Source organism: Nocardioides carbamazepini, from assembly GCF_024614185.1.
GTDB lineage: Bacteria > Actinomycetota > Actinomycetes > Propionibacteriales > Nocardioidaceae > Nocardioides > Nocardioides carbamazepini.
In genome coordinates this window covers 256,157-278,008 of record NZ_JAHTLF010000012.1, presented here as the reverse complement: position 1 = coordinate 278,008, position 21,852 = coordinate 256,157, and the positions used below count along the sequence as shown (strand labels likewise).

Sequence of the window (21,852 nt, the reverse complement as noted above, 5' to 3'; positions counted from 1 at the left end):
TCGAACGACTCGGACACACCGTGCAACTCGACGCCGCTAGCTGAGCAGCGAGTCCACTGCCATCGTGTCGGGCTCCGCCCGACGCGCTCACGCGCCTGCGCCGGTACAGGTGATTCACGGGTCTGTGTGGCACTTGGTCGGTCGCGGAAATCTGGGGGGACGCTGAGGGGCGTGGGTGACGGCTGGGGCGTCGGGTTCGGATCGGGTGGGCTGAACGGGTCGAGGGAGCGGGTTTGAAGGTTTCTGCGGTTCGGTGATCGCTCGGGGTCCGGGAAATGTCGTAGGTGACTGTCAGAGTCCATGTCGACACGAGTGAGGACCGGATGAGTCAGCAGACGATCAAGCAGCAGGCACGGCGTACGGCGCGGGAGATGGCCGAGAAGCGGCGGCGCGAGCGCGAAGAGCGGGAGCGCCGGGTGATCGACCTGGCCGAGCGGGTCATGGTCGCGATCGGTGAGCGCGACGCGGCGGTGGCCGAGACCGAGAAGCGCGCGGGTGAGGCGCTGCGGGAGTTGACCGAGCGCGAGGGCCTGTCCTTGGGCGAGGCCGTCGAGTGGTGCGGCGAGACGATCACCGTGCGCGAGGCGACGCGACTGCGGCGGCTCGCCAGTGAGCCGCAGGCAGGCGACGACGGCGAGCAGGACAGCGACCGTGACGGCGCGCAGGGCGGCGACGATGCGGCGCTGGCGACCGCTGGGAGTGGAGGAGCGGATGCCGGTTCGTCGGCTGGATGACGCCGGCCTCGCGGCGGTCGCGGCAGCGATCACCGATCCGGCCGTGCTCGCGCGGTACCGGGCGAAGGTCGCCACGGTGCCGGGGAGCGAGTGCCTGTGGTGGACCGGTGCGGTTGCCGGTCGGTCCGATCGTGAGCGCACGGACGGCGGCGGACATGGCCGGTTCTGGTACGCGCCAGGGCGGGTGATCATCGCGCACCGGTTCGCGTTCGCGGTGATGAACGGGGTGGACGTGCTCGCGGAGGCGCGGCTGCTCGGGCATCGGTGTCACAACCCGCTGTGCCAGCGGATCGCACCGGATCACGTCGTGGTGTCGAGCGCGGCGCAGAACCGCCGGGAGTGGTCGGTGCAGCGGCGGCTGCCGTACAGCCCGCTGGCCGATCCGCGCGGGCCGCGACGGCGGGCGCGGGAACTGCGCGACCTGGCGCGCGAGGACCCGCAGCTGGTGGCCGACGACCTCGCGCGGCTCCAGGAGCTGCTGGGCGAGCAACTGACGCTCTGGTGAGGTTGGGCCGACGCAGAAGGCCGCCCGCAGCGGACAGCGCTACGGGCGGCCTTCTGACTGAGGGTCAGGCGGGCTCGCCGTCGAGGAGGCGACCGAGCGTCTCCCACAGGTCGAGGTAGCCGTCAGCGTTCTCGGGCGACTGCTCGCTCCACTTGGCGTGAAGATCGCGGATGCGGTCGAGTCGGTCGAGACGGTCGGGGAGCGCGTCACGGGCGGCGGCGATGAACTCGACATCGGCGGCATGGCCGGTGGTCTTGAGGCCAAGCCGGTGGTTGTGCCCGGTGTAGTAAGCCACGAGGATGTTGTCGGGCAGCAGGGCGTCGGCGGCGGTGGCGCGGATCTTGTCACCGTCCGGAGTCCAGGGGCCGGGCGTGGCGCGTGCCTCCAGAGCGCGCAGGTTGGCGTCGTCGCTCATGCGGGCTGGTCCTCCCGGGCGGCGAGGTCGAGCCGCCCGGATGCAGCGGTCGCCACGGCGGTGATCCGGGCGGCCAGCGCCCGCAACTCGGCGGGCGTGCCCTGGATCGCCACCACGTCGTCACCGGCGAGGGTGAGGACCGGCTGACGATGCTCACCGGCACCCACCCAGTCCTCGCCGGGGGTGAACACCTGGACGCTGGTCTCGCGAGCGGCCAGCCACTCGATGTGCGCGCTCATGGGGTCACCTCGGCGGGCGCGGTGCCGATGAGGCGGCGGAACGCCTCCACGTCGGCCTCCAGGGTGAGCAGACGCCGGTGCTGATCGTCGGCTCGTGCGGCGACCTCGGTCAGCACCTCCCGCAGGCCGTCGAGGAAGGCGACAACGTCGCGGGCGCTGAGGTCTCCGCGTGGCGGGATCGGCACGCGAAGGTCAGCCGCGTAGGGAACTGCGTTCATGGCTACGCGGATGGCGCGCTGGTCATCCGCGCTGATCACAGTGCCGGTCGGGTCGGGCTGGGTCTGCTCGGTCATGACTGCTCCTGTTCGGTGGTGCGGTGGGTGTGCTCGGCGTGCAGGGCGTCCAGTGCCGTGGCGACACTGGACAGGGCCGCGTCCAGGTGGGCGCGGGCGGCCTCGGGGGTCCAGCGGCGTACGTCGCGCAGCCGGTGCTCGATGACGATCAGGTCGCAGGCCGTCTCGCTGAGGGTGTGCCGGTCCTTGGCGGCGCTGGCGTCGACGTCGGCGGGCGTGGCGGTCGGCTGGCTCATCGCAGGACGTCCTCGACTGCGCGGCGCTTGGCCTCGTCGAGCGTGCGGGTGTTGATCGCCCAGCGCTGCCCGTAGCCGCCGTCGATGTCGGCGTAGAACCCCGGGGCGAGGTAGGTCGCGTGGTCACCGGGCGTGATCCGGATCAGGTAGGTGCGCCCGTGCGCGTGGACGCTGGCGGTGTGCGCGGTCCAGCGACCCGGCCAACGGTCGTCGGCGTCTGCGGTGTGCCACTCCACCGGCGTGCTGTCGGGCGTCGTCGTGGCGGCGCTGGCGTGGGTGGTCGTGTCGGTCATGGCTCCTCCTTCGGTTGGGCCGGTGGCGGGCCGGACTCGGGGGTCTCAGCCCGCCGCCGGAGGAACTGGCGAGATGGTCAGGCCGGGGCGAGCGCGGTCCAGGCGCGGCGCTTGATCCGGTCGGGGTCGTCGCTGGTGAGCACCCGCGTGGCGCGGGCGGTGTGCTCGTCGCCCTTGGTGCGGACCGGGGCGTAGTGGTCGACGTACTCGGCCACGGCCTGGTAGCCGGCCCACGCGGTGTCGCGGATGCCGGCCTGGGTGTCGGCGTCGGCGAACAGCCAGTGCAGTCGGGAGCGGCGGCGGCGCTCGGTCTCGCGGGCTCGCTTGGTGGCGTTCGCCTCGGCCTTGCCGAACGTGGCGTCGATCAGGGCATCGAACGCGGCGTCGGTCATGGTCTGCTGGATCAGCCGCTCGGCCTCGACCTGGAACGCGTCGACGTAGGTGAACGTCAGCCCGAGCGCGTCGCGGGCGGCCTGCACGGCGGCCTTGGCGTTGCGGGTGTGCCGGATCGAGAACGACGACTCGTGGTTGCGCAGGGCCGCGCTCTGGGTGTTCGCACACACGACGCGGACCGGGGTGACGAGGATGCGGAACGCGCTTGAGCCGTCGTGGCTGTTGAGCGCGGCGATGTTCAGGTCGACGCGGTCGGTGCCGCCGACCGTGAGCGAGTCCGGCAGCTGCATGGTGATGAACACCTGCCGCCCGCCGCGCAGCGACCCGGCGGTGTCGAAGATCGCGCCCGACTCGTCGGCCAGCAGGTTCAGGAACTCGGCGTGGTCCTCGTTCTGCAACGGGGTGTAGCCGCCGCCGACGACGCCGAGCGCCTCGGGCGCTCCGGTGAACGGGTTGGTGCGCACCGTGGCGAAGCCGGGGACCTCGATCGGGGTGACGCCGCCCTCGCTGACCTCGGCGGTGGTGAGCGGCAACTTGCGGACGTCCCAGCCGCCCAGGTGGCCGAGCCTCATGGCTTCCTCGGCGGTGAACGCGCGGTCACGGACGGTGGTGCCCAGGCGGTGCCAGGCGTCCTTGCGGGCGAAGACGGCTGCGGCCTGCGTGCCGTGGGTCTCGATCTCGTGTGACATGTCGGGGTCCTCCCGGGTAGCGGATCAGATGAACTGAGTTCATTCTATGGTTTCTATTCCACTGAGGGCGGTTCTCCACAGGAAGAACCGCCCTCAGACGGGGGAGGGGAGCCGGTCAGGCGGCGCTGTCGCTGGCCTCGTCGGCGTCGTCGTCGCTGTCGTCCTCGGTGCTCGGCTGCGGCTCCCCGCCGAGCAGGATCCGCTCGACCTCGCTGGGCTGGTAGCCCCACTCCACGAGCGCGCCGAGCACGCGGGCGTCCCACGCGGTCGGGTTGCGCCACGAGTGCTTGCCGGTCGTGGCCTCCCACGCGGCGACGATCGCGGCGAGGGTGGTCATGGTCGCGGCCTTCGGCGTGCTCGCCTTGGTCGCGATCTTGTGGCACTCCTCGTACCCCGCGCCGTAGTAGCCGGTCGGGACGTCGATCCCGAGCAGCGTGAAGAGCATCGGGTGCCGGTGGTCCATGGCCTTGCTCAGCGAGTGGTGACCGGTGACGACGGCCTCGCAGATCAGGGCCTCGGCACCCTTCGGGGCGGTCTTGCGGGCCACGAACGTGGCCAGCCACTCGCGGCGCACCGTCTCCGCGCTCGTCCAGGCCTTGTTGTTGGCGATCACGCGGCGGCGCTCCTCGCGGCGGGCCTCCTCCTCGCTCTCGCCGCCCTCGTCCGCGCTGGCGGTGCTGCTGGACCCGCCGCCGCGACGACGCAGGCCGGAGGCGGCGAGGTCGGTGACGACCCACACCGGCACGTACTGCTGGTAGGGCTCGGCGGGCTCGTCGTCCTCGTGCTCCTCGTCGCTGTCGTCCTCGTGCTCCTCGTCGTACTCGTCCTCGGGGTAGACCCACTCCTTGACGACCTGGACGCGAGCGCCGGGAACGTTGGGCCACTCCTCCGCGGGCAGCGACTCGCCGTCCTCGGTGACCAGCCGCTCGATGCGCAGCACCTCGTCGGCCTCCGCGACATCCTCGGCGCTCAGCACCGGCAGGCCCTCGGCGCGCAGCCGCTCGACCTCGGCGGCGTCGGCCTCGCGCTCGGCGGCCTCGTCGCGCAGCCGCTGGGCCTCGTGCGCGAGCGAGCGACGCCACCGCTTGGCGTTCTCCAGGCGCTCGACGGCCTCGGGGTCGTGCTCGAACTCGGCGAAGATCGCGGCCTCCTCCAACGTCAGGTCACCGGAGTCGAGCCGGTTGCGGCTCTGGTCGGCCTTGGTGACCACCAGGGCGGCGTTCACGGTCGGGCGGTCGATGCTGGTGCGCTTGGCGATCTGCGCGGCGCTCACGCCGAGCAGGGCCAGCTGCTCCACGCCCGCGACGATCTCGGCCTCGCGCATCGCGGCGCGGTGGATGTTCTCGACCATCTGGTCACCGATCCGGTCGGCGTCGGCGGGCTGGGGGACGACGCGGGCAGGGATGAGGCCGGTGGGGGTGCCGACCTCGGCGGCGGTGACGGTCCGGCGCTGGCCGCGCAGCAGGACGTACTGGCCGTCCTCGTTGCGGTAGACCGTGACGGCCTCCAGCACGCCGCGCTCCTTGATCGACTTGCGGAACTCCTTGTGGTCGGCGCGCAGGTCGGTTCGGACGTTCGTGCCGATGATGATCGCGGCGGGGTCGAGGTACAGGAACTCCTCAGCCTGGACGGCCTCGGAGGCCTCGTCGGTGGCGGTCGCGGCGGGGGTCTGGATGGTGTCGGTCATGCGGCTGTCCTCCATGAGTAGAATAGAAAGAACTGACAGGACTAAGTCTCCCAGCGGGGGCCGACGCCTACCGGGCCACAGGGCGGACCTGTGGAAAGGTGGGCACCCGGCGAGGGTGGGGAAGACCCGGCCTCACCGGGCGCGGACTCCGCTGCGGCGGCGCGGCGCAGCTGCACCTCGTAGCTGGCTGGAACGGAAGGAACCGAGCGAGCGTGGGAACGGCTGCGCAGGACCCCGACCGGGAATGCAGCGGCGTTGGTGTTAGCCGCTGCAGCTCGACGCCGGCGGAGGAGACCAGGGGAGTGATCAGGTGACGAGCCAGACCACGATCCCGGTCGGGATCTACTGGAAACCCGGCGTGTGGGACCTCGCACGATCGGCCTACCTCGCAGACCTGGACACCGACGCCGACTCACCCGGCTCGTTCGTTGGCTGGCTCGCCCAGGCGCTCGAGCTCCACGCCCGGCGCTCACCGCAGCAGCGGGTCGAGCTCGCGGCCGCGGGCGAGAAGCATCCCGCCCTGGTCAGCGTGACCCGCAAGAGCTTCAACAAGAAGCACGACCTGCCCGCCTCGACCATCGAGGCGGTCGAAGACGCGCTCGTGGCCGACCGTCAGGAGCTCGGCCGGATGCTCGCCCGTTCGGGGTTCGCCCAGGAGGCAGTGATCGTCGCGGCCGAGGCGGCCCGCCGGCGCCTGGGCCGCGAGCTGCCGCCGCCACCGCAGAAGCTCAGCAACCGACCGCCGCGGCGCCGGCCTGCCCGGTAGCCGGCGAGGGCGACGCCGGCAGTTTGGGTCGGCACCTGGTCCTAGCGTGCTTCCCAGCGCCCCGATCCGGTACCCGAGAGCCGGTCGGGGCGCTTCTGCGTGCCCTGGGCCCGCTGCGCCGCCAGCCGGGCTCGAGCGGTGGAAACGACTTCGGCCGATGTGATCGCTGCCGGGCCTGGATGACACGTAGGTGACTGCGGGACCCATCAACGTCTCGCACTCACCTAGGAGGAAGCCATGTCCACCACCGTCACCTTCGCCGGCAACCTGGCCGAGGCACCGGAGCTGCACCACACCCGGGAGAACAACAAGCCGTTCGTCACCTGCCGCGTCCTGGTCAACCGCCGGGTCCAGAACGACCAGGGGGAGTGGGTCAGCGACGAGCCCACCGCCCACAACGTCAAGGTCTTCGGCTCGGCCGCCACGCACGTACACGACAGCTGCGGATCCGGTGACCCGATCTTCGTCCACGGCCTCGAGCGCACCGAGAGCTGGCCGGACAAGGAGACCGGCGAGAAGCGCACCAAGGACGTCGTGGTCGTCGACAACCGCTTCGGCGAGGTTGGCATCTCGCTCAAGTACGTGTCCGCGCGCATCGACCGCGCCCCGCACGCGGCCCAGGCCAGCTGAGGAGGTTCGCTCCGATGGATCTCGTCGTTCAGTCCCCGGACGAGCTGCTCGCCGCGGTGCCGCACGTCCTCGGCTTCAAGCCCGAGGAGTCGATCGTCCTGGTGCCCTTCCGGCCCGGACTGCCGATCACCCGCGTCGACCTGCCCCGGACCGCCGCTGATCGCGAGGAGGTCTGGGACGCACTCAGCGGCCCGTACGGCCGCCACGCCCGGCCCGGTGCCCGCCTCGCCATCATCTGCATCACCGAGGACCGCCGCAGCGCCGAGCTGGCCAGCCAGCACCTGTCCACCCGTCTCCAGGACGTCGGCATCACCACCCACATCAGGCTGTGGTCCGACGGCGAGCGCTGGCGCGAGTTCAACACCGGCCAGACCGGGCTGCAGACCCCCTCGACCGCTGAGCGGATCGCGGCCGCGACCGTGCTCACCGGCGCCGCCCAGCCGGCCGCCAGCCGCGAGTCCCTGGCTGCCTCGTTGGTCGGCGACCGCGAGCCCATCGCCCAGCTGCTCCCCGCGGCTCGAGCAGCGGCCGCGGCCAGCACACCCGCTGCGGAGCGGGACTGGGCCCTGGACCGCCTCGAGCAGTTCCACGCCGACGGCAACCGGCTCTCCGACGTCGACGGCGCGCGGATGCTGGTGGCGCTGGAGACGATCAGCACCCGGGACGCGCTCTGGGAGGACATGAGTCGGGAGAACTCCACCTCCCACATGGCCATCTGGACCGACCTCACCCGCCGCGGCCCGGACGAGGTCCGGGCGGCGCCGGCCTCCATGCTCGGCTTCGCCAGCTGGCTGCACGGCGACGGCGCCAAGGCCTGGTGCGCGCTCGACCAGGTGCCCGTCGACCGGCCCTACTCCATGGCCGCCATCGTCGCCTCGGCCTTGCAGAACGGCATCCACCCCCGCGAGTGGGAGCGATACCAGACCCAGATGCGCGACATCGCCGCCGACCTGGACGAGTCCTTCGTCCCCAAGCCACCCGGCCAGCAGCGCGACATCCCGGGCACGCAGCCCGTCACCGACCGCCCGGCCCCGGGCCGCTGAGGAGGACCGCGATGAACCACGACGACGACACCCCGGTGCAGCACAGCGCGACCGAGCGACAGCTGCGACGCCTGGTCGTGCCCGAGCCCGCGGCCTACGCCGCCGACAAGCGCCTTGACGTCATTCACGAACCCGACCTCGACCTGCTGTGGGGAGGCCAGGAATGAGCACCCCTCGCACCGACGTCGACGAATGGGTGCTCGCGAGCGCGGCGGAGGTCACCCGGAATGTTGCACGCCACGGCGTGCCCATCACGTGGTCGGAGGCAGCGGAACGGCTGCGACGCACCGTCGAACTGTTGTCCGGGCCGGTTTTCGTCATCGACGACGGCGGCACGTTCACTCCGTTGCCCCAGCAGGAGATTCCCCGGTGGCAGGAGACCGGGTTCGCAGAGTCTGTCGCCTGCGCTGCCGTTCACTACGCAGGCCAGCCCTACTACCCCGAGAACCCCCAGACCTCGCGAGTCGAGCTCGCGATTCCCTGGGACACCGCAACTGCGCTGGTGCATCTGCTCAGCGCACTCTTGGTTGCGCGGCTCACCGGCCCCACTCCCAGCTGCAACCAGGAACAAGTTGAAGCGGCGCAGCTGCTGAACAGGCTCAGCGCCGACGTGGCCTTCGAGTTCTCGCGTGACGACGACGCACTCCTGGGCGACGAGGAGAAGGTGGGGGAGCGCGTCTACCTCCTGATGCAATCCTGCGATGTCTGGCAGGCACTGGACCTCCTGGGCAACGGGAGGGAAGCGCTCCGGCTCGCCGGCGTAACGGACATGGAGATCTTGGACCTCACCCTTTGGGAGGCCCGCTGCTGGCTGTTCGGACCCTACGAGCAGGCGTCATGAGCACCCCGCACGCCGACGTCGACGACGCCGACAGGCTGGCCCGCGTCAAGCTCAGCAGTGCCATCGAGCCCGGCGACCTGCGCGTCACCGGGCTGGTCGGCGAGCTCGGCGCCGTCAAGGTCCTCGACTACCTCGAGGCCGCCGGCGAGGTAGAGAATCACTGGGGCTTCACCATCGGCCACGAGCTCGCCCACGTCGATCCCGGCAAGGTCCTCGAGCAGGCCGTCGAGCGGGGCATCCGGTTCGTCATCCCCGGCGATGCCGAGTGGCCCGACCGCCTCGCGGGCCTGCGTGGCGCCGGCGCACTGCACGATCGCGGCGGCGAACCAGTCGGGCTGTGGATCAGGGGAGCCGGCGACTTGAACCGGCTCGCAGCTAACGCGGTGGCCGTGGTTGGGTCGCGCGCCGCGACAAGCTACGGCACACATCAGGCGACGGAGCTGAGCCGGGACCTCGCGACCATGGGCCACACCGTCGTCAGCGGACTCGCGTACGGCGTGGACCAGGCAGCGCACCGCGGCGCCCTCCTCGCCGGCGGCCCGACCATCGCCGTCATGCCCTGCGGGGTCGACCGGCCCTACCCGGCCGCGCACGCCCAGCTGCTCGAGGCGATCGCCGACCGCGGCCTGGTCGTCGCCGAGGCGCCACCGGGAGCCGCGCCCACCCGCGCCCGGTTCCTCGCCCGGAACAGGATTGTCGCCGGCCTGACCGAAGGCACCGTGGTCGTCGAGGGCGCCATCCGCAGCGGCACCCTCAGCATGGCCCGGTGGGCCGAGGCCCTGCACCGGCCCGTCATGGGCGTCCCCAGGGCCCGTCACCAGCGCCGCCTCGGTCGGTGTGAACCAGCTGATCCGGCTCGGCCAGGCCAGCATGGTCACCACCGCCCAGGAGGTCATCACCGATCTCGCCACCCACGCCTACTCGGCGGCGAGAGATCAGCTCGACGAGTCCTTCGTCCCCGGGCCGGTGCGCTCGCCGCAGGGCCAGGCCCCGAGCTCGATCCCGCCGGCCTCCGCGCCTCGACGATGAGCCCAACCGCGCCCCTGTGGATAACCCGATGTCGCCGGCGTCCACGCCTACGCTGTTGAACTGACAAGGAGGCAACACCGATGATCAATCTGACCGACCCGCCGGCCGCGCCGGCCGTCCGCGTCGACTGGATCTGGACCGTGAGCGTTGAGCGCGTCCTGGAGGGTCCGCCGGACCTGCTCAGCTGGGCGAGCTGACCAGCTGCTCGTGACAAGCGAAATGCGGCTCCGGCGCGACGTCGACGCCTCTGCCCGACGCCGCGGCACCGCGACGTGCCCGGCAGCCTCCACCCCGGACACCCTCGACTACGCCCGGCTCGCCCAGGTCCCCGACTCCCTGGCCGCCGCGCTTGCCGCTGTTCCGGCGGCCTCGGTCTCGCCGAGCGGCGCTAGCCGACCTGGCCCGTCCAGTTCGGGTCAACCGGGACCGGGATCAGGTCCTCGACCGGCAGCCAGTCCATCTTCACGACCGGCTTGAGCGCGGCATCGTCGTGCCAGACGACCAAGGCGTCCCAGCGTCGGCCCTCACGCTTCCAGTCGAGGACGAGCCCCCGGGACGGCTTGAGCCGGCCCGCGTTCCTGATCAGCACGAACCGCACGTCGCCGTACGGTCTCCAAGCATCGTTCTTCGGCGGGTTGGCAGACACAACGTCACTCACTCGGTGCTGAGCAGCTCGGCCGGGACCCACTCCTCGACCGTGGCCCAGCGCCCAGGCCGCAGCTGCGCCACGTAGACGACCCGGCCCGCCCACAGGTGGCCAGCGCGGCGCCACTCGAGGAGCAGGCCGGGGCGAGGCTGCGAGCCGTCGACGGGCACGCTGACCCAGCAGTGTCGCCCTGGGTGATCCTGTCCTCCGGCCGCGCTGTTTGCCGGCGGCCGCGCTGGCGCTCCGGCCTGGTCGACGCGCACACGGTCCTTCAAGGGGATGCCCGCCCCGCGCCCGTAACCGCCCGCCATGCCTTCTAGAATAGAACAGGTGTTCGATCAGCACTGCCGGAGCGGGTTCGTACGCTGAGTGAGTGCCAACCCGCTGGGAGCCCATGCTGGCCAAGCCTGCAGCCACGCTGCCGGCCGGCTCGGCTCTGCCCGGCGGCACCGTCTACGAGCCCGAGTGGGACGGCTACCGGGCCATCCTCGAGCGGACACCTGAGGGCTGTCGGGTGTGGTCCCGCAACGGCGCGGACCTCACCGCCGGCTTCCCCGACATCGTCGACGCCGCGTGTGAGCAACTGCAGCCGGGCAGCGTGTTCGACGGCGAGCTCGTGGTGTGGCGCGAGGGCGCCTGGACTTCGCCGCTCTAGCCCCGCGGCTGGCCTACCGCGGCCGCCGCCGGCCACCAGCTCAGCTGGCGCCTGCGGCCTTTCTGGCCTTCGACCTACTCGCCGCCGACGACGCCGACGTGCGGGGGGAGCCGTTGCGGGTGAGGCGATCGCTTCTCGAGCAGCTCGCCGAGACTCGGCGGCCGCCGCTGCAGTTGACCCCGCAGACCGCCGACCCCGCCCAAGCGAGGCGGTGGCTGGAGGAATACGCCGGGGCCGACGTCGGCGTTGAGGGCCTGGTCGCCAAGGGCGCCAGCCAGCGATACCTCCCCGGCCAGCGAGGCTGGGTGAAGCTGCGGATCCACAACACACAGGAGGCCACCGTCGGAGCAGTCATCGGTCCTGTCGAGCAGCCGGTGCGGCTGATCCTCGGCCTGGTCGACGGAGCCGGCCGCCTTCGGGTTGCCGGCGCGACCCATCCGCTCAGCTCCAGGGAGTCGGCCGAGCTCGCCGCGGTGCTCGTCGGCGCCGATGACCACCCGTGGCCGGCAGAACTCAGCACCCGCCAGCTGGGCCGGTTCAGCCGCGAACCCGGGCGATCACCCGAGTCGAGCCCACGGTGATCGTCGAGGTCGAGGCGGACACCGCGTTCGAGCACGGACGGTGGCGGCATCTCACCCGCTACCGCCGGCTGCGCCTAGACCTCTCCAGCCGAGGGCGACCCTCTGTGGTCGAACCCCTTCGGCCGGGGCGTGCCTCGAGCTCGCCAGGCTGAGTCGGTCGGTTGCCGTAGTTTCTGCCCATGGAGACTCAGGGCCGCGCGTCAATCCGTTTCACCCTGAACGGGCAGCGCCACGAGTTGTCCCGTGACGACGTGGAGAGCCGCCTGGCCGACGTTGCACCCGACGCGATCCGCAAGCACGCCGTGATGGTCAACGGCAGCTGGTTCCCGGTCATCCAGGCGTTCGAGGTTGCCACCGGGATCCCGCGATCGGAGTTCATGTCGAACACCGCCCGCCGGCACCTGGCGGCACTCGGTTACGAGATCGCCGGCGACGTCGAGCCGCGCACCGCACCGCCGGTGGTCCACAGCGCGGTCACGCCGGCCGCCGCGGCGTCCCCGCGGGATCCCGACGAGCCAGCGGAGCTGGCGGGGGAGTGGCACACCGAGGCCAACGTCCAGGCATCCCTGGTGACCGCATTGGCGGCCGATGGGTGGCGGATCCTGTCTGTGGCGAACACTGCGACCAAGGAACACGGCATTGACGTGATCGCCTCCCGAGACGGCCAGACGGTCGGCATCGAGGTCAAGGGATTCCCCAGCCGCGGTTACGCCGACCCAGCGCGCGCGAACGAGGTCAAGCGCACCAGCCCGAGCACGCAGGCGGGCCACTGGTACTCCCAGGCGGTGCTAGCCGCGATGCGGCTGCGTGGCAAAGAGCCGGGGTGGCGCAGCGTTATCGCGCTGCCCGACTTCCCGCGCTACCGCGCCTTGTGTGCCGAGACGGCTGGGTCACTTGCCGCGGCGCACATCGAGGTGTGGTGGGTCGACCGGGCCGGCACGGTGCACCGACCGTGACCGCTGCCCGCTGGTACGCGAGGCCGGAGGGTGAGGGGATGACGCTCCGGAAGGTCCCGCGACTGGCAAGCTGGAACAAAGCCACCGACCCCGACCAGGTCCGGCTGCGCGAGTACCTCGAGGACACCGCCGAGCTGCTGGCACCCGCGATGGTGAGCGGCCCCTGGGCGCTCCGCCTCGACGTCGGGCTGCCACGCGGGCGCGACCTCATCGACATGGCCGACCTCGACAACTACGCCTTCCCGCTGGCCACCCACCTCCGGAGCCAGCACCTGGTGTCGATGTGGTGCACCAAGGGACACGCGGACATCTCAAGCGTCCTTGTCGCACCCGCGCACGAGACCCCCGCACCGGCACCGACCTACACCGTGCGCACCACCGCCTCGTCCCAGACCGAGGTCTACAAGGAGCAGGTGCGCACCGCGGTCGCCGGCGCCGCTGAGATTCCCGCTGGTGCCGTCCAGCTGCAGCTCGCCTTCGTCGTCGGCCCTCAACGCAACTGGCTCAGCCTCTGGAAACCCACGATCGATGCCCTGGACCCGCTACTCGGACGCACCCGACCCGACCGTGACTGGCATCCCAAGGACGGCCGGATCACCGACCTCGGACTGCACGTCGCTGTAGACCCCTCAATCGGCCACGACGTGCTGGTCAGCATCGCTGCGGCGCCGGCCGCCGCTCCCGGAATGGAAGGTCCCCAGTGACGCTCACCTTCGCCTCGATCATCGCGAGCGCTGGCCTCGACCCGGCTGAGGCGCCGGTCATCCGGCACGCCTACGTGCGTGAGCACGAAGAACGGGACCGTGGGCATCCACGGAGACTCCTCCGACGTCGAGATCCTGGCCTACACGAGCGTCCAGTCGGCCAACACCCGCACCTTCCCGGCCGCGCCTCCCAGGGTCTGGATCGTGTTCCGGCCTGAGGGCGGTGATCGCGCACGGCTGTGGTCGGTCCTGGTCAACAACGGCGAGACCGCGCACGACGGGCTGCTCCGCACCTTCCACCTCGAGCCGTCGGAACTGATGAGCGACCTGCGGAACCGGTTGGTGATCCAGTGGCGCTCCCCGCGCACCTGGAGGATCAACGCGACCACCGCGGCCGCGTATCCGGTGATGGAGATCGCCGACGCCGAGCCCGTGAGGTTCCCCGGCTTCGACGCCCTCACGCTGGACTACCCCCAGCTGCAGGCCGTCATCCGAGAGCACCGCTACGCCGCATGGCGCACCGCCCTCTCATCAGTGATCGGGGTCTACCTCATCACCGACACCCGCGACGGCCGCCACTACGTCGGCAAGGCCGACGGCGCCGAGAACATCCTCCAGCGCTGGGCCGCCTACGCGACCAAGGGCCACGGCGGCAACGTGGAGCTCCGCAACCTGGACCCGGCCAGCTTCCGCCTGTCGGTGCTGCGGGTCTTCGACCCGGCAACCCCCACCCGCGAGATCGACGCCGCCGAAAGCCACTACAAGTACGCCCTCGACTCACGCCGGTACGGCCTCAACCGCAACTGATCCGCCCACTTCTGTCAGTCCTGTGCGGCGGCCAAGCTCGCCCGCCAGCAGGCACTCACGCCGCGGGCGGTCGAGCTCGTTCGCCGGGAGGCGCGGGGCTACGTCGGCGTGCGAGACGCGGCGCCGGAGTGGGCGATGGGCGTGCCGCTGTTCGTCCACGACATGCCGCAGGGGGTGATCAGCCCGGTCGTCAGCAGGATGTCGGCCGAGGTCCTCGAGCGGCTCCGCGGCCTGACGCTGTTCGTCGCCACCGAGGCTGAGCGGCGCGCCCTCGCGCGGGCGTGCGGATCCAAGCAACGGATCGTGCTGTTCGAGGTGGAGATTCCGGACCAGCCGCGGCCGCCCGGGGTGACCTACAGGAGGGCCGGGCGGGTGCGGTAGACCTGAACCTGGTCGCGGAGCTCGTTGCTGGCGATCGCCAGACCGGCGAACGCCGCGGCCGCGGCTGCCAGGTTGAACGACGAAGCTGGCGTGCAGACGACGTCGGAGGCACTCAGCGAGCCGTCCTCGAGGCGGTCGGCGAAGGTGTCGGCGGCCGCGGCCGCGTCAGCTGCGTGCTGGGTGATCCCCGCCGGTACGGGCTTTCCGACGCCGGACACGAATGCCTCCCACACGAACAGTTCTGCGTCGCCGGCCAGCCACGGGTCGGGCCGGGTGGTGCACCGCAGCCCGGGGACCCCGGAGCCCACCCGCTCGAGCACCCAGGCCATCTGCACCAGCCCCGCGGCCAGGGCGCCGCTGCCGGCGCCGGCCGACCAGGGCCTGGAGTGACCGTCGGCGGTCTCGCCCTGGCGCGCCTGCCCCAGGGTCCTCCATCCGTCGACGGGCCCGATCGGACTGACCGGAACCATCAGGGGAGCCTCGAACCCGAGCGCCACGGGCACGCCGCCGGCGAGTGCCTCGAGTACAGCGAGGGCCGCGCCCTCGGGATGGCTGCCACCCTCGCCGACCGGTCGTCGGCCGGGAAGGTCAAGAGCGGCCCAGGCGAAGTTGTTCCGAACCGAGCCGACGTCGACGGCAACGACTCGCGTTTCCATCGGCGTCACGGGGCGAGGTTGACGCGGTAGATGGTCGGATCCGCGGCCGCGGCTACGGTCTTGCGGTCGTACTCGGCCAGCGTTGGGTCGGTGAGCGCGTTGGTCACCACTGCCAGGAGCCACGCAGTGTCGGTCTCGGCGGCGCGCAGCTCGTTGCGCGTCAGGAGGACCGAGGGCATGGAACTCGAGACGCCCTTGACCTCGATGTGACGCTCCTGGCCGTCGTTGCGGATTGCGGTCGTAGCGGCGTCGCCGAAACCGGCTCCCCAAGCTCCGACGGCGATCGTGCTCGAGGTCTCGCGCGGGTCGCCGGGGTGGACCGGTGTTTCGATGGGGCCGCTGTACTCCCGCACCAGGACGGGAACCGACCGTGGGTGCGTCCGGTAGCCCAGGCCGCGCTGGGTAAGGACCTTGACCAGGTCCGTGCGGAGCGGGATCAGCCGGTGGCGGGTCTCGGTGCCGATCTCGAGCAGTTCGGCCCACAGGGTCATGATGTTTCCGGGGGAGCGGTGCCAGTCGTCGTCGTAGGGCGCCGCGGTGTCCCACAGGTAGGCGTGGAGGAGTGTGAGGAGCTCTTCCTGCTCCTCGGCCGGGTAGGCCTTGAGCGGGACCCGGGCGCGGCCGAGTTGGTCGGCGCGGTTCAGGCCAGCACGGATGAGGTCGACGAGCCGGGCGTTGGAGTCGCGCGAGCTCACGGGTGATCGCTCGCCGTTCCTCGCGGGTACTCGATGTCGAAGTGCGAGGCGATGATCTCGGGCGTCTCGCAGCCCCAGCCGGCGCGGCGATCCATCGGGTCGGGATCGTCGTCGATGTCGTCGCAGACTCCCGAGCCGGATCCGCAGTCGCGGTGTAATGCGATGAACTTGCGGGCGAGCGGGTCGTTGATCGTGTTGAGTCGACGCATGGCGTCCACCCACCTCGAGACTGGTGCCGGGCTGTCGTCCACCTCGTACACCACGTCCATGTGCTCGGCCGCGCTGGCTTCCTCGTCGTACTCGTAGCGGACCATCAGCGCATCCCGAAGAACGAGGTGATCCGGTCGACCTGCTTCTGGTCGAGGAGCGCCGGCCGGCAGGCTCCGTAGGCGTTGGTCAGGTCGATCACCAGCTGACGGGTCTGGTCGAGGCTCAGGTCGATCGTCGCCGTCTCCCCGTCGATGCTGGTGACCTTGAGGTCGATGCGCTGGACGTCCTCGTCGACGTGTCGGGCATGAGCCCCGATCTTCTTGGCACGGACGGCCTCGCTGCGCTTGAAGAGTCCCACGGGTGAATCGTGGCACGCCGGGCCCCTTGGCCGGGCGAGAACAGAACGAGGCAGCCCGGGCCATGGTGCTTGGGCGGCGCTACAGAGAAGGCAGGGCCCGGATCTGCTCGGGCATCAAGGACATGTCGGCGCCGAACGGGATCACGGTGAAGACCTTGCTCACGTCGGCCATGCTGATCTGGGCCGGGTTCAGGGCCGGGAGTGCGGCGCCGAGCGGGCGGATGCGCTCCAACCCGACCTGAGCAGCGGCCTGGTCCAAGCGGTCGTCGTGATCCGGTCCCGACGGGTAGGTGCGGCCGACGACCAGCAGCACGACCTTGCCGATGCCGATGGACTCGGAGGCGTTGATCGGCCCGGTCTGGATGCTGAAACCGCTCGGTCGACGGAGAGCGTCGAGGTAGACCCGGGAGTCCCCGTGGAGCGCGAGGGCGTAGGGGACCCTGGGCGGATCAGCGGGCTCGACGTAGTCGGCGACCCGCGCGGCGTATACCCGAACGCCCTTGGGCGTGCCGCCGTGGCCTGTGCTGAAGCGTCGCAGGAGCAGTTCCCTACTGGTCTCGGCGGCGAGCACCCCGGAACCACGCTCGAGGGCGAACAGCAGCGTGACCCAGACCGCCCAGTCGCCGAGGTGGTCCAGCGTCTTGCGGGTCACGGGCTCGCCCGTCTCGATCAGGCTCATCATGTCGGGCCGCATGTGCAGGGCGCTCGTCGCCTGGTTGTGCGCGTCGCAGAGGGTCGTCCAGAACTGAGCGAGGTCCTCGCGGTTGGGGTCGATGCCGAACCGCTTCCACAGGGTCTGCGGGATGATGTGCTCGAGTGTCGGATCGGCGAGCGCACCGCACAGCAGGCAGGGACCTGAGCCAGGGTCTGGTGTTGCCTTGTGGGCTGTCGTGGTGCTCACTAGGTCGTCTTCGGCTCGAGGTAACCGATCGGACCGCCGCTGGAGACGGCGATGCAGCTGTCCATAATCTGCTTGGCCATCCGGCGCAGGTGGCCCGGCGTGTTCTGGGGGTAGGTCACCGACATACCTGGGTGAACGCGTGCGAGCAGCTGCCCTGCGTAGTGGTGCCGCGGGACGTCCTCGTCGGCCCTGGTGATGCTGTCGGCTCGCTCGAGGATCCGGTAGGCCGCGACCGGGAAGGTCGCCACGGTCACGACGAACAGCTCGTTGTCGACGACCTTGGCGGGGTCGGAGCGCCACCACCGGAGGCTGGCGGCCTCGAGCTCGTCGTCGCTGTGCTCGACGTGGAAGCCCATCCACCGGCGGGGGTCGGCGGGGTACTTCGTGCGGTCGGCCTCTTCCCGTGCATCGGTGCGCAGCACGGTGAGGGCGCCCGACGTCACCTGGAGCCGGTCACGGCCTGTCAGGTGCTCGACCGCCGTGGCTGTGATCGGCGTGCTCAGGATCCCAGCCCGGACGAGCTTGTCGACGCCGGCTGGGTTGAGCTCGAGCCGGGCGGCGGCCTGGGTGCGGGTGAGGGTGTCGGACTTGGGCGTGGGTGTCGCGGGTGGAGCGAACGTCGGCAGCGGCATGTGTTGTCCCTTCGGTAGGGGCCGGCCCTGAACCTCGGTGGTCCCTGGGCATCGGTAGGTCCACCCTACCTGTGCGTTGACTAACGCACGAATGGGTTTGCTGGGCCACCGGTCTCTCCGTCGGCGAAGCGGCGATGAGGGACCGGTTGGCGCCGTCCGAGAGGTCTGGGACGACTACCGCCTCTTGCCTCCCTCAAAGCTGCCGGGAACGAGGCGATCCATGGCGTCCCGCCGTTCGTGGTAGGTGACCTGCCCGCCGCCGCTGCACTCGGTCACGCCCGCGCGCGTCTGCTTGGTGTGGGCTTCCACTGTCCAGTCGCCTACCTTCAGCGTGACGGTCACGCTCTGCAAGCACACTGGGCACTTCCGGGTTCGAGTGGGCGCGGGCTTCTTCGTCTCGCCGCCGCTCTTCCCCTTGCCGGTGCCTCTGCTGGTCTTCTTGTACTTGCACTTGATGCACTTGCCCAGCTCGTCGTCGAAGGAGAGCACCGACTTCTGCTTCTTGCAGACCGGGCAAACCTTCGTCTGGACAGGTGCGGTGACCCTGCCCCGCTTGCCGTAGCCCTGTGCGCAGCGAGGTCGCTCGGGCGGAGCCGTCTGGGTCATCTGGGCCTGCAGATACGCCTCGCAGGAAGCATGGAGGGAGAGGTACTCCTCGGCGGCGGCAAGTTCATCAGGCGTGAGTGATCCGTCCGCAGCGTCCACGAGCTCCCGCATCCGACGAAGCTTCCGTCGGTGGGCGGGTTGCAAGCGATAGGCGTAGCCCATCCTGCCGGTCCTTCTCTGTTCAGGCGCGCCCGTTTTGGCGGTGCTGCAAGGGAAGCACAGGCGCCCGACACTAGAGACCGATTCCGGAGGTTCTGCGCGCTGCCTTTAATGAAGCCGTCGGACGTTCTCGGCGGGCGAGGGGTCTCGTCGCCCGAGGATGCTTGCCAACTCCGCCAGTGTGTCCTCGCGGAGCATGGTCGGATCGGTCGCCATGGCCTCGAGCAAGCTTCTTACTTGAGCTGGCGGGAGTTCCGCCAGCGACCGTTCGAGCTCGGCAATGCCGTCGCCTTCTCTGTCGACGATGTTGGCGCTCGCCACCAGTCTCATCTGCTCATCGCTGTAGGCACGGGCTGCAAGGGCAGCTAAGTAGCTAGCCTGCGCCTCTGCTTGCGACATGTCCGGTCGGTCCTCCGCCGGCGCCTCGATGACTTCCTGCCCTGGCTCAACGTTGGCTACGTCGATCACGCCGGTCTTGCGCGCCTTCCCGCGTGCGCGCCGCGCAACGATCTTGGCTCGTTGGGCGTCGAAGGCCGGCTGGCCTGTCTCCCGGCACCACTGCGCGAGGATGGGCTTCGCTCGCGCTATTCCCCGATCGATCAGGTGGGAGACGATCCCGGCGATTGCCTCCTCGAGTTCCTCCTGCTCGCGAGACTTCCGACGCTGTTCGATCGGAACGTAGACGGTCTCTGTGATGACGAGCTCGTCGGACTCGGTTTCGTCGTCAGGGATGAAGCGGGCGCTTCCTTTGAGGTTGCCATCGCCGTAGAAGAGGTTCTGGTGGAGGCCACCTTCCTTCTTATGGCCTGGGGTGAGGTCGTCGTCATCCCACTCGTAGTGCCCCTTGATTCGCCCATGTTCCTGAGAGTAGTTGCGGCGGTGCGGCCGGCTCCTGTGTTTAAGATGAGATTGGTGTTCCCGCCTGGCGGGTTGCTTTTCCTTCGTCGGCAGCTTCTGACGCCAATGTGGGCCTCTGCATGCTCGGTGGCAGCGTTCTCTCCGGCCGCATATGACAGGCGTTGTGCGGGTCACCGCTGCGGCCCGGTGGACGTCGCGATTGGTGGGCGTCCGACCTCGGGCACGGTCTTGCCGCGCAACCCAGGGTCCCCGTCAGGAGTTGCCGCCATGTCCTCGCGCTGATGCAGTGTGGCCACCGCTGAGGCCGAGCTGGTGGCGTCGATCGTGGCGTCGCTGGCCGCGCGCAGGGTTTCCGCGACAGGCGGGGGGAGTGGCACGAGGCGCTTGGCGAAGATGTTGGTGGGGGAGACCCAGACGACGTCGCCCTCGGCCGGCGGGGTGGCCATGCCGGCCTCAACATCGTTGTGCGCCCGGCGCGACAGGGCTCGGGCCGGCCCGATGAGGTCGGGTGCGTCGGCCTTCTCGGCGACGACCACCGCGAGCTCAGACCCGGCCTCAATCGCACGCAGCGTTGCGGGCACGGCTTGGGGCAGCCCTGGGCGGCGGGCGATGACCTCGGCGCTGGCCAGGGTGGTCTTGTCGTGGGTGACCTGGCGGTACGCGGCGCGGACCTCCGCGGCCGCGAGGGCCAGCGGCTCCTCGAGGCGGGCTCCTGGGGGAGCGAGGTCGCCCCAGCGGCTGGCCAGGTTGCTCCAGGACCGCCCTGCGTCGGCGATGGCCGGGACCAGGCGATCGGAACGCTCGAGCACGCCGGCGGTCGCGGCCGCGTCGACGAGGACCATGCTCGCGCCGGCGATCAGCCCCTGGGTGCGGGAGATCAGCAGGATGTTGGACGGTTCGAGGTCGCGGGCCAGCGCGCGGTGGGTCTGGATGTCCCAGTTGGCCAGTGCTTGCGCCAGCCGGCCGGGGTCGTCGACGGGGCGCATCGCTTCGCCGGCGAGGGCTTGGGCGAACCGGTCGGTCAGGTAGCTGCGGGCGGTGTTCTCGCAGGCGGAGATCCGGTCGATCCAGACACCGGTGGGGGCGATCGCGTAGGGGGAGTGGCGCTGTGCCAAGTGGATCCGTCGGCCGGCGCTGCGGGCGTCGTTGACGCGGTCGCGGCTGTGCTCGTGGAGCGCGACGTTCACGGCGTGGGCAGTGAGGTAGAGCCCGTGCATGATCCGGGTGCGTGCTGCCTCGAGGTCGCGGTGAGCGTCGGGCTGCTCGTGGCGGATCTCGGCGCCGTAGCGGCGGACCAGCGAGGCGGCGTTGACGAATGTCTGGGTCATCTGGTCGATGCGGGGGCTGGTCGGGCCTTGCCCTGGCCACGCCGTGCGGCCGGAGAGGCTGGCCTCGATGGTGGCGGCCTGGGCGGAGAGGCTGGTGATGGGCCGGTCACGCTCGTCGACGGCAGGTCGTCGACCGGGCAGGGATGCCCACAGGTCCTCGGCGGCCGCGACCATCGTTGGCCAGCTGCGCAGCAGCGTGCCGGCCGCGTCTCCGTCGACGTCCATCAGCAGCTGGCGCGCCAGGTAGTCGACGTCGAAGAGCATCTCGCCGACGCTGCGCACGTCACGCGAGGTCATCGGGATCTGGTCGACGTCGAAGAGCTCCTCGTCGATGTCGGCGTACGCCAGCCGCAGGTCAGTAGCCAAGGCCGCGGGCTTCCCGGATGAGGTCGCACAGGTCGACGACCAGTTGGGAACCGTGCACCAGGTCGGGCCGGTGCAGCGGCAGGGGACGGGTCAGCTCCTCGGCCTCGGTGAGCAGCTGCAGCGGCGTGCGCTCTTCGAGCTCCGCGTCGTCGTCGACGTTGGGCAGCTCGTAGTCGTCGGGCAGCAGAGCGCTGGCCTGGGAGTGCGCGAGATAGACGCCGAGGCCGAGGTCGTGCAGCGGCGAGTCGGCGGCGGACCGGTCGGCGTCGCTCCACACCTGGGTGGCGGCCTGGTGCAGCAGGAGGGCGATCGAGCCGAGGCGGTCCCAGGTGCCGTCAGCGTTGAGGGTGTCCACGGGTGTTCCTTTCGGTCGGAGGTCGGTCTGGCTCATGAACCCACGTCCGGGTCTGTCCCCGCTCCGGTGACCGGCGGGCTGTGGATAACTCGGGGGCGTGTCGGCGGCTGGGCGCAAACTGGTCTCGTTCGCCTATGTCGTACGGCGGTCGCCGGACGATCACCGCAAGCAAAGTCAAGAGATTCGCACTAGTGCTGACAGATGG

The 21,852-nt window shown here is 70.5% G+C and carries 33 protein-coding genes and 1 pseudogene; 15 read left to right on the top strand and 19 right to left on the bottom strand.

Annotation, left to right across the window (positions count from 1 at the left end):
- The first annotated feature begins 323 nt into the window (after nucleotides 1-323).
- Both KVF89_RS06885 and KVF89_RS06880 read left to right on the top strand, forming a co-directional pair.
- Entirely contained in the window at nucleotides 324-734 is a 411-nt protein-coding gene (locus KVF89_RS06885; protein ID WP_257424483.1) for a hypothetical protein, read from the top strand.
- Nucleotides 712-1,239 carry a hypothetical protein gene (locus KVF89_RS06880; RefSeq protein WP_257424482.1) on the top strand — a complete coding sequence of 176 codons (528 nt, stop codon included), beginning with the start codon at nucleotides 712-714 and terminating at the stop codon, nucleotides 1,237-1,239. Before KVF89_RS06885 ends, KVF89_RS06880 begins: the two co-directional genes overlap by 23 nt.
- Before the next feature lie 64 nt (nucleotides 1,240-1,303).
- On the opposite strand, the gene KVF89_RS06875 is transcribed toward KVF89_RS06880, so the two are convergent.
- The 7 genes from KVF89_RS06875 to KVF89_RS06845 form a co-directional block, all read right to left on the bottom strand.
- Nucleotides 1,304-1,654: a hypothetical protein gene (locus KVF89_RS06875; protein ID WP_257424481.1), complete on the bottom strand. Its 351-nt coding sequence runs from the start codon at nucleotides 1,652-1,654 to the stop codon at nucleotides 1,304-1,306.
- Nucleotides 1,651-1,893 carry a hypothetical protein gene (locus tag KVF89_RS06870; RefSeq protein ID WP_010832688.1) on the bottom strand — a complete coding sequence of 81 codons (243 nt, stop codon included), beginning with the start codon at nucleotides 1,891-1,893 and terminating at the stop codon, nucleotides 1,651-1,653. Before KVF89_RS06870 ends, KVF89_RS06875 begins: the two co-directional genes overlap by 4 nt.
- Nucleotides 1,890-2,186 (bottom strand): rhamnan synthesis F family protein, encoded by a 297-nt coding sequence (locus KVF89_RS06865; RefSeq protein WP_257424480.1) that lies wholly within the window; start codon nucleotides 2,184-2,186, stop codon nucleotides 1,890-1,892. The genes KVF89_RS06870 and KVF89_RS06865 overlap by 4 nt, the downstream gene beginning before the upstream one ends.
- Complete coding sequence (locus KVF89_RS06860; RefSeq protein ID WP_068113975.1) at nucleotides 2,183-2,422, bottom strand: hypothetical protein; 240 nt, start codon at nucleotides 2,420-2,422, stop codon at nucleotides 2,183-2,185. The genes KVF89_RS06865 and KVF89_RS06860 overlap by 4 nt, the downstream gene beginning before the upstream one ends.
- Entirely contained in the window at nucleotides 2,419-2,715 is a 297-nt protein-coding gene (locus KVF89_RS06855; protein ID WP_257424479.1) for a hypothetical protein, read from the bottom strand. The genes KVF89_RS06860 and KVF89_RS06855 overlap by 4 nt, the downstream gene beginning before the upstream one ends.
- Nucleotides 2,716-2,792: 77 nt before the next feature.
- A complete protein-coding gene (locus tag KVF89_RS06850) occupies nucleotides 2,793-3,797 on the bottom strand; it encodes a DUF932 domain-containing protein (protein WP_257424478.1) in 1,005 nt (334 codons plus the stop codon).
- Nucleotides 3,798-3,912: 115 nt separating this feature from the next.
- Nucleotides 3,913-5,484, bottom strand: a complete 1,572-nt coding sequence (locus KVF89_RS06845) for a ParB/RepB/Spo0J family partition protein (protein ID WP_257424477.1) — start codon at nucleotides 5,482-5,484, stop codon at nucleotides 3,913-3,915.
- A 310-nt stretch (nucleotides 5,485-5,794) separates the two neighbouring features.
- Here KVF89_RS06845 and KVF89_RS06840 point away from each other — a divergent pair, with 310 nt between their 5' ends.
- The 7 genes and pseudogenes from KVF89_RS06840 to KVF89_RS06810 all read left to right on the top strand — a co-directional run bounded on the left by KVF89_RS06840 (nucleotide 5,795) and on the right by KVF89_RS06810 (nucleotide 9,793).
- Nucleotides 5,795-6,250: a hypothetical protein gene (locus KVF89_RS06840; RefSeq protein ID WP_257424476.1), complete on the top strand. Its 456-nt coding sequence runs from the start codon at nucleotides 5,795-5,797 to the stop codon at nucleotides 6,248-6,250.
- A 237-nt stretch (nucleotides 6,251-6,487) separates the two neighbouring features.
- Nucleotides 6,488-6,880 carry a single-stranded DNA-binding protein gene (locus KVF89_RS06835; RefSeq protein ID WP_257424475.1) on the top strand — a complete coding sequence of 131 codons (393 nt, stop codon included), beginning with the start codon at nucleotides 6,488-6,490 and terminating at the stop codon, nucleotides 6,878-6,880.
- 14 nt (nucleotides 6,881-6,894) lie between these two features.
- Entirely contained in the window at nucleotides 6,895-7,923 is a 1,029-nt protein-coding gene (locus KVF89_RS06830) for a DUF4192 domain-containing protein (protein WP_257424474.1), read from the top strand.
- An 11-nt stretch (nucleotides 7,924-7,934) separates the two neighbouring features.
- On the top strand, nucleotides 7,935-8,090 hold the full coding sequence (locus KVF89_RS06825; protein WP_257424473.1) for a hypothetical protein: 156 nt from the start codon (nucleotides 7,935-7,937) through the stop codon (nucleotides 8,088-8,090).
- Entirely contained in the window at nucleotides 8,087-8,764 is a 678-nt protein-coding gene (locus tag KVF89_RS06820) for a hypothetical protein (protein ID WP_257424472.1), read from the top strand. The genes KVF89_RS06825 and KVF89_RS06820 overlap by 4 nt, the downstream gene beginning before the upstream one ends.
- A pseudogene (locus tag KVF89_RS30580) lies at nucleotides 8,761-9,525 on the top strand (DNA-processing protein DprA); the annotation flags it as partial. The gene KVF89_RS06820 and the pseudogene KVF89_RS30580, both read left to right, overlap by 4 nt.
- 76 nt (nucleotides 9,526-9,601) lie before the next feature.
- Nucleotides 9,602-9,793 carry a hypothetical protein gene (locus KVF89_RS06810; protein WP_257424470.1) on the top strand — a complete coding sequence of 64 codons (192 nt, stop codon included), beginning with the start codon at nucleotides 9,602-9,604 and terminating at the stop codon, nucleotides 9,791-9,793.
- Nucleotides 9,794-10,181: 388 nt separating this feature from the next.
- On the opposite strand, the gene KVF89_RS06805 is transcribed toward KVF89_RS06810, so the two are convergent.
- On the bottom strand, nucleotides 10,182-10,382 hold the full coding sequence (locus KVF89_RS06805; RefSeq protein WP_257424469.1) for a hypothetical protein: 201 nt from the start codon (nucleotides 10,380-10,382) through the stop codon (nucleotides 10,182-10,184).
- Nucleotides 10,383-10,447: 65 nt separating this feature from the next.
- Entirely contained in the window at nucleotides 10,448-10,609 is a 162-nt protein-coding gene (locus KVF89_RS06800; RefSeq protein WP_257424468.1) for a hypothetical protein, read from the bottom strand.
- A gap of 203 nt (nucleotides 10,610-10,812) precedes the next feature.
- On the opposite strand from KVF89_RS06800, the gene KVF89_RS06795 reads away from it, so the two are divergent.
- From KVF89_RS06795 to KVF89_RS06770, 6 genes are all read left to right on the top strand, one after another.
- Nucleotides 10,813-11,094 carry an ATP-dependent DNA ligase gene (locus KVF89_RS06795; RefSeq protein WP_257424467.1) on the top strand — a complete coding sequence of 94 codons (282 nt, stop codon included), beginning with the start codon at nucleotides 10,813-10,815 and terminating at the stop codon, nucleotides 11,092-11,094.
- Nucleotides 11,061-11,675, top strand: coding sequence for an ATP-dependent DNA ligase (locus KVF89_RS06790; protein ID WP_257424466.1), 615 nt, complete (start codon nucleotides 11,061-11,063; stop codon nucleotides 11,673-11,675). Before KVF89_RS06795 ends, KVF89_RS06790 begins: the two co-directional genes overlap by 34 nt.
- A 179-nt stretch (nucleotides 11,676-11,854) precedes the next feature.
- Entirely contained in the window at nucleotides 11,855-12,631 is a 777-nt protein-coding gene (locus KVF89_RS06785) for a hypothetical protein (protein WP_257424465.1), read from the top strand.
- A gap of 38 nt (nucleotides 12,632-12,669) precedes the next feature.
- Nucleotides 12,670-13,335 carry a hypothetical protein gene (locus KVF89_RS06780; RefSeq protein WP_257424464.1) on the top strand — a complete coding sequence of 222 codons (666 nt, stop codon included), beginning with the start codon at nucleotides 12,670-12,672 and terminating at the stop codon, nucleotides 13,333-13,335.
- 78 nt (nucleotides 13,336-13,413) lie between these two features.
- The gene (locus KVF89_RS06775; protein ID WP_257424463.1) at nucleotides 13,414-14,142 is read left to right on the top strand and encodes a GIY-YIG nuclease family protein; all 729 of its coding nucleotides are present in this window, start codon (nucleotides 13,414-13,416) and stop codon (nucleotides 14,140-14,142) included.
- A gap of 135 nt (nucleotides 14,143-14,277) precedes the next feature.
- Nucleotides 14,278-14,523: a hypothetical protein gene (locus KVF89_RS06770; protein ID WP_257424462.1), complete on the top strand. Its 246-nt coding sequence runs from the start codon at nucleotides 14,278-14,280 to the stop codon at nucleotides 14,521-14,523.
- Here the strand turns inward: KVF89_RS06770 and KVF89_RS06765 are convergent.
- From KVF89_RS06765 to KVF89_RS06720, 10 genes are all read right to left on the bottom strand, one after another.
- Nucleotides 14,496-15,188, bottom strand: coding sequence for a hypothetical protein (locus KVF89_RS06765; RefSeq protein ID WP_257424461.1), 693 nt, complete (start codon nucleotides 15,186-15,188; stop codon nucleotides 14,496-14,498). The two genes, KVF89_RS06770 and KVF89_RS06765, sit on opposite strands and share 28 nt — an antisense overlap.
- Complete coding sequence (locus KVF89_RS06760) at nucleotides 15,185-15,874, bottom strand: protein NO VEIN domain-containing protein (RefSeq protein WP_257424460.1); 690 nt, start codon at nucleotides 15,872-15,874, stop codon at nucleotides 15,185-15,187. Before KVF89_RS06760 ends, KVF89_RS06765 begins: the two co-directional genes overlap by 4 nt.
- Nucleotides 15,871-16,188, bottom strand: coding sequence for a hypothetical protein (locus tag KVF89_RS06755; protein ID WP_257424459.1), 318 nt, complete (start codon nucleotides 16,186-16,188; stop codon nucleotides 15,871-15,873). Before KVF89_RS06755 ends, KVF89_RS06760 begins: the two co-directional genes overlap by 4 nt.
- Nucleotides 16,188-16,442 (bottom strand): hypothetical protein, encoded by a 255-nt coding sequence (locus tag KVF89_RS06750; protein WP_257424458.1) that lies wholly within the window; start codon nucleotides 16,440-16,442, stop codon nucleotides 16,188-16,190. Before KVF89_RS06750 ends, KVF89_RS06755 begins: the two co-directional genes overlap by 1 nt.
- A 79-nt stretch (nucleotides 16,443-16,521) precedes the next feature.
- On the bottom strand, nucleotides 16,522-17,343 hold the full coding sequence (locus tag KVF89_RS06745) for a hypothetical protein (protein ID WP_257424457.1): 822 nt from the start codon (nucleotides 17,341-17,343) through the stop codon (nucleotides 16,522-16,524).
- Entirely contained in the window at nucleotides 17,343-17,975 is a 633-nt protein-coding gene (locus KVF89_RS06740) for a hypothetical protein (RefSeq protein ID WP_257424456.1), read from the bottom strand. The genes KVF89_RS06745 and KVF89_RS06740 overlap by 1 nt, the downstream gene beginning before the upstream one ends.
- 174 nt (nucleotides 17,976-18,149) lie before the next feature.
- Nucleotides 18,150-18,692 carry a hypothetical protein gene (locus KVF89_RS06735; RefSeq protein WP_257424455.1) on the bottom strand — a complete coding sequence of 181 codons (543 nt, stop codon included), beginning with the start codon at nucleotides 18,690-18,692 and terminating at the stop codon, nucleotides 18,150-18,152.
- 156 nt (nucleotides 18,693-18,848) lie between these two features.
- The gene (locus KVF89_RS06730; protein WP_257424454.1) at nucleotides 18,849-19,772 is read right to left on the bottom strand and encodes a hypothetical protein; all 924 of its coding nucleotides are present in this window, start codon (nucleotides 19,770-19,772) and stop codon (nucleotides 18,849-18,851) included.
- Nucleotides 19,769-21,292: a hypothetical protein gene (locus tag KVF89_RS06725; protein WP_257424453.1), complete on the bottom strand. Its 1,524-nt coding sequence runs from the start codon at nucleotides 21,290-21,292 to the stop codon at nucleotides 19,769-19,771. Before KVF89_RS06725 ends, KVF89_RS06730 begins: the two co-directional genes overlap by 4 nt.
- Nucleotides 21,282-21,647, bottom strand: coding sequence for a hypothetical protein (locus KVF89_RS06720; RefSeq protein ID WP_257424452.1), 366 nt, complete (start codon nucleotides 21,645-21,647; stop codon nucleotides 21,282-21,284). The genes KVF89_RS06725 and KVF89_RS06720 overlap by 11 nt, the downstream gene beginning before the upstream one ends.
- Between the last annotated feature and the right edge of the window lie 205 nt (nucleotides 21,648-21,852).

Bases quoted from the DNA above. Each gene is read 5' to 3' on its own strand.
- KVF89_RS06885 (WP_257424483.1), top strand. From the start codon at position 324: ATGAGTCAGCAGACGATCAAGCAGCAGGCACGGCGTACGGCGCGGGAG.
- KVF89_RS06880 (WP_257424482.1), top strand. From the start codon at position 712: ATGCCGGTTCGTCGGCTGGATGACGCCGGCCTCGCGGCGGTCGCGGCA.
- KVF89_RS06875 (WP_257424481.1), bottom strand. From the start codon at position 1,654: ATGAGCGACGACGCCAACCTGCGCGCTCTGGAGGCACGCGCCACGCCC.
- KVF89_RS06870 (WP_010832688.1), bottom strand. From the start codon at position 1,893: ATGAGCGCGCACATCGAGTGGCTGGCCGCTCGCGAGACCAGCGTCCAG.
- KVF89_RS06865 (WP_257424480.1), bottom strand. From the start codon at position 2,186: ATGACCGAGCAGACCCAGCCCGACCCGACCGGCACTGTGATCAGCGCG.
- KVF89_RS06860 (WP_068113975.1), bottom strand. From the start codon at position 2,422: ATGAGCCAGCCGACCGCCACGCCCGCCGACGTCGACGCCAGCGCCGCC.
- KVF89_RS06855 (WP_257424479.1), bottom strand. From the start codon at position 2,715: ATGACCGACACGACCACCCACGCCAGCGCCGCCACGACGACGCCCGAC.
- KVF89_RS06850 (WP_257424478.1), bottom strand. From the start codon at position 3,797: ATGTCACACGAGATCGAGACCCACGGCACGCAGGCCGCAGCCGTCTTC.
- KVF89_RS06845 (WP_257424477.1), bottom strand. From the start codon at position 5,484: ATGACCGACACCATCCAGACCCCCGCCGCGACCGCCACCGACGAGGCC.
- KVF89_RS06835 (WP_257424475.1), top strand. From the start codon at position 6,488: ATGTCCACCACCGTCACCTTCGCCGGCAACCTGGCCGAGGCACCGGAG.
- KVF89_RS06830 (WP_257424474.1), top strand. From the start codon at position 6,895: ATGGATCTCGTCGTTCAGTCCCCGGACGAGCTGCTCGCCGCGGTGCCG.
- KVF89_RS06825 (WP_257424473.1), top strand. From the start codon at position 7,935: ATGAACCACGACGACGACACCCCGGTGCAGCACAGCGCGACCGAGCGA.
- KVF89_RS06820 (WP_257424472.1), top strand. From the start codon at position 8,087: ATGAGCACCCCTCGCACCGACGTCGACGAATGGGTGCTCGCGAGCGCG.
- KVF89_RS06785 (WP_257424465.1), top strand. From the start codon at position 11,855: ATGGAGACTCAGGGCCGCGCGTCAATCCGTTTCACCCTGAACGGGCAG.
- KVF89_RS06780 (WP_257424464.1), top strand. From the start codon at position 12,670: ATGACGCTCCGGAAGGTCCCGCGACTGGCAAGCTGGAACAAAGCCACC.
- KVF89_RS06770 (WP_257424462.1), top strand. From the start codon at position 14,278: ATGGGCGTGCCGCTGTTCGTCCACGACATGCCGCAGGGGGTGATCAGC.
- KVF89_RS06755 (WP_257424459.1), bottom strand. From the start codon at position 16,188: ATGGTCCGCTACGAGTACGACGAGGAAGCCAGCGCGGCCGAGCACATG.
- KVF89_RS06740 (WP_257424456.1), bottom strand. From the start codon at position 17,975: ATGCCGCTGCCGACGTTCGCTCCACCCGCGACACCCACGCCCAAGTCC.
- KVF89_RS06735 (WP_257424455.1), bottom strand. From the start codon at position 18,692: ATGCGGGAGCTCGTGGACGCTGCGGACGGATCACTCACGCCTGATGAA.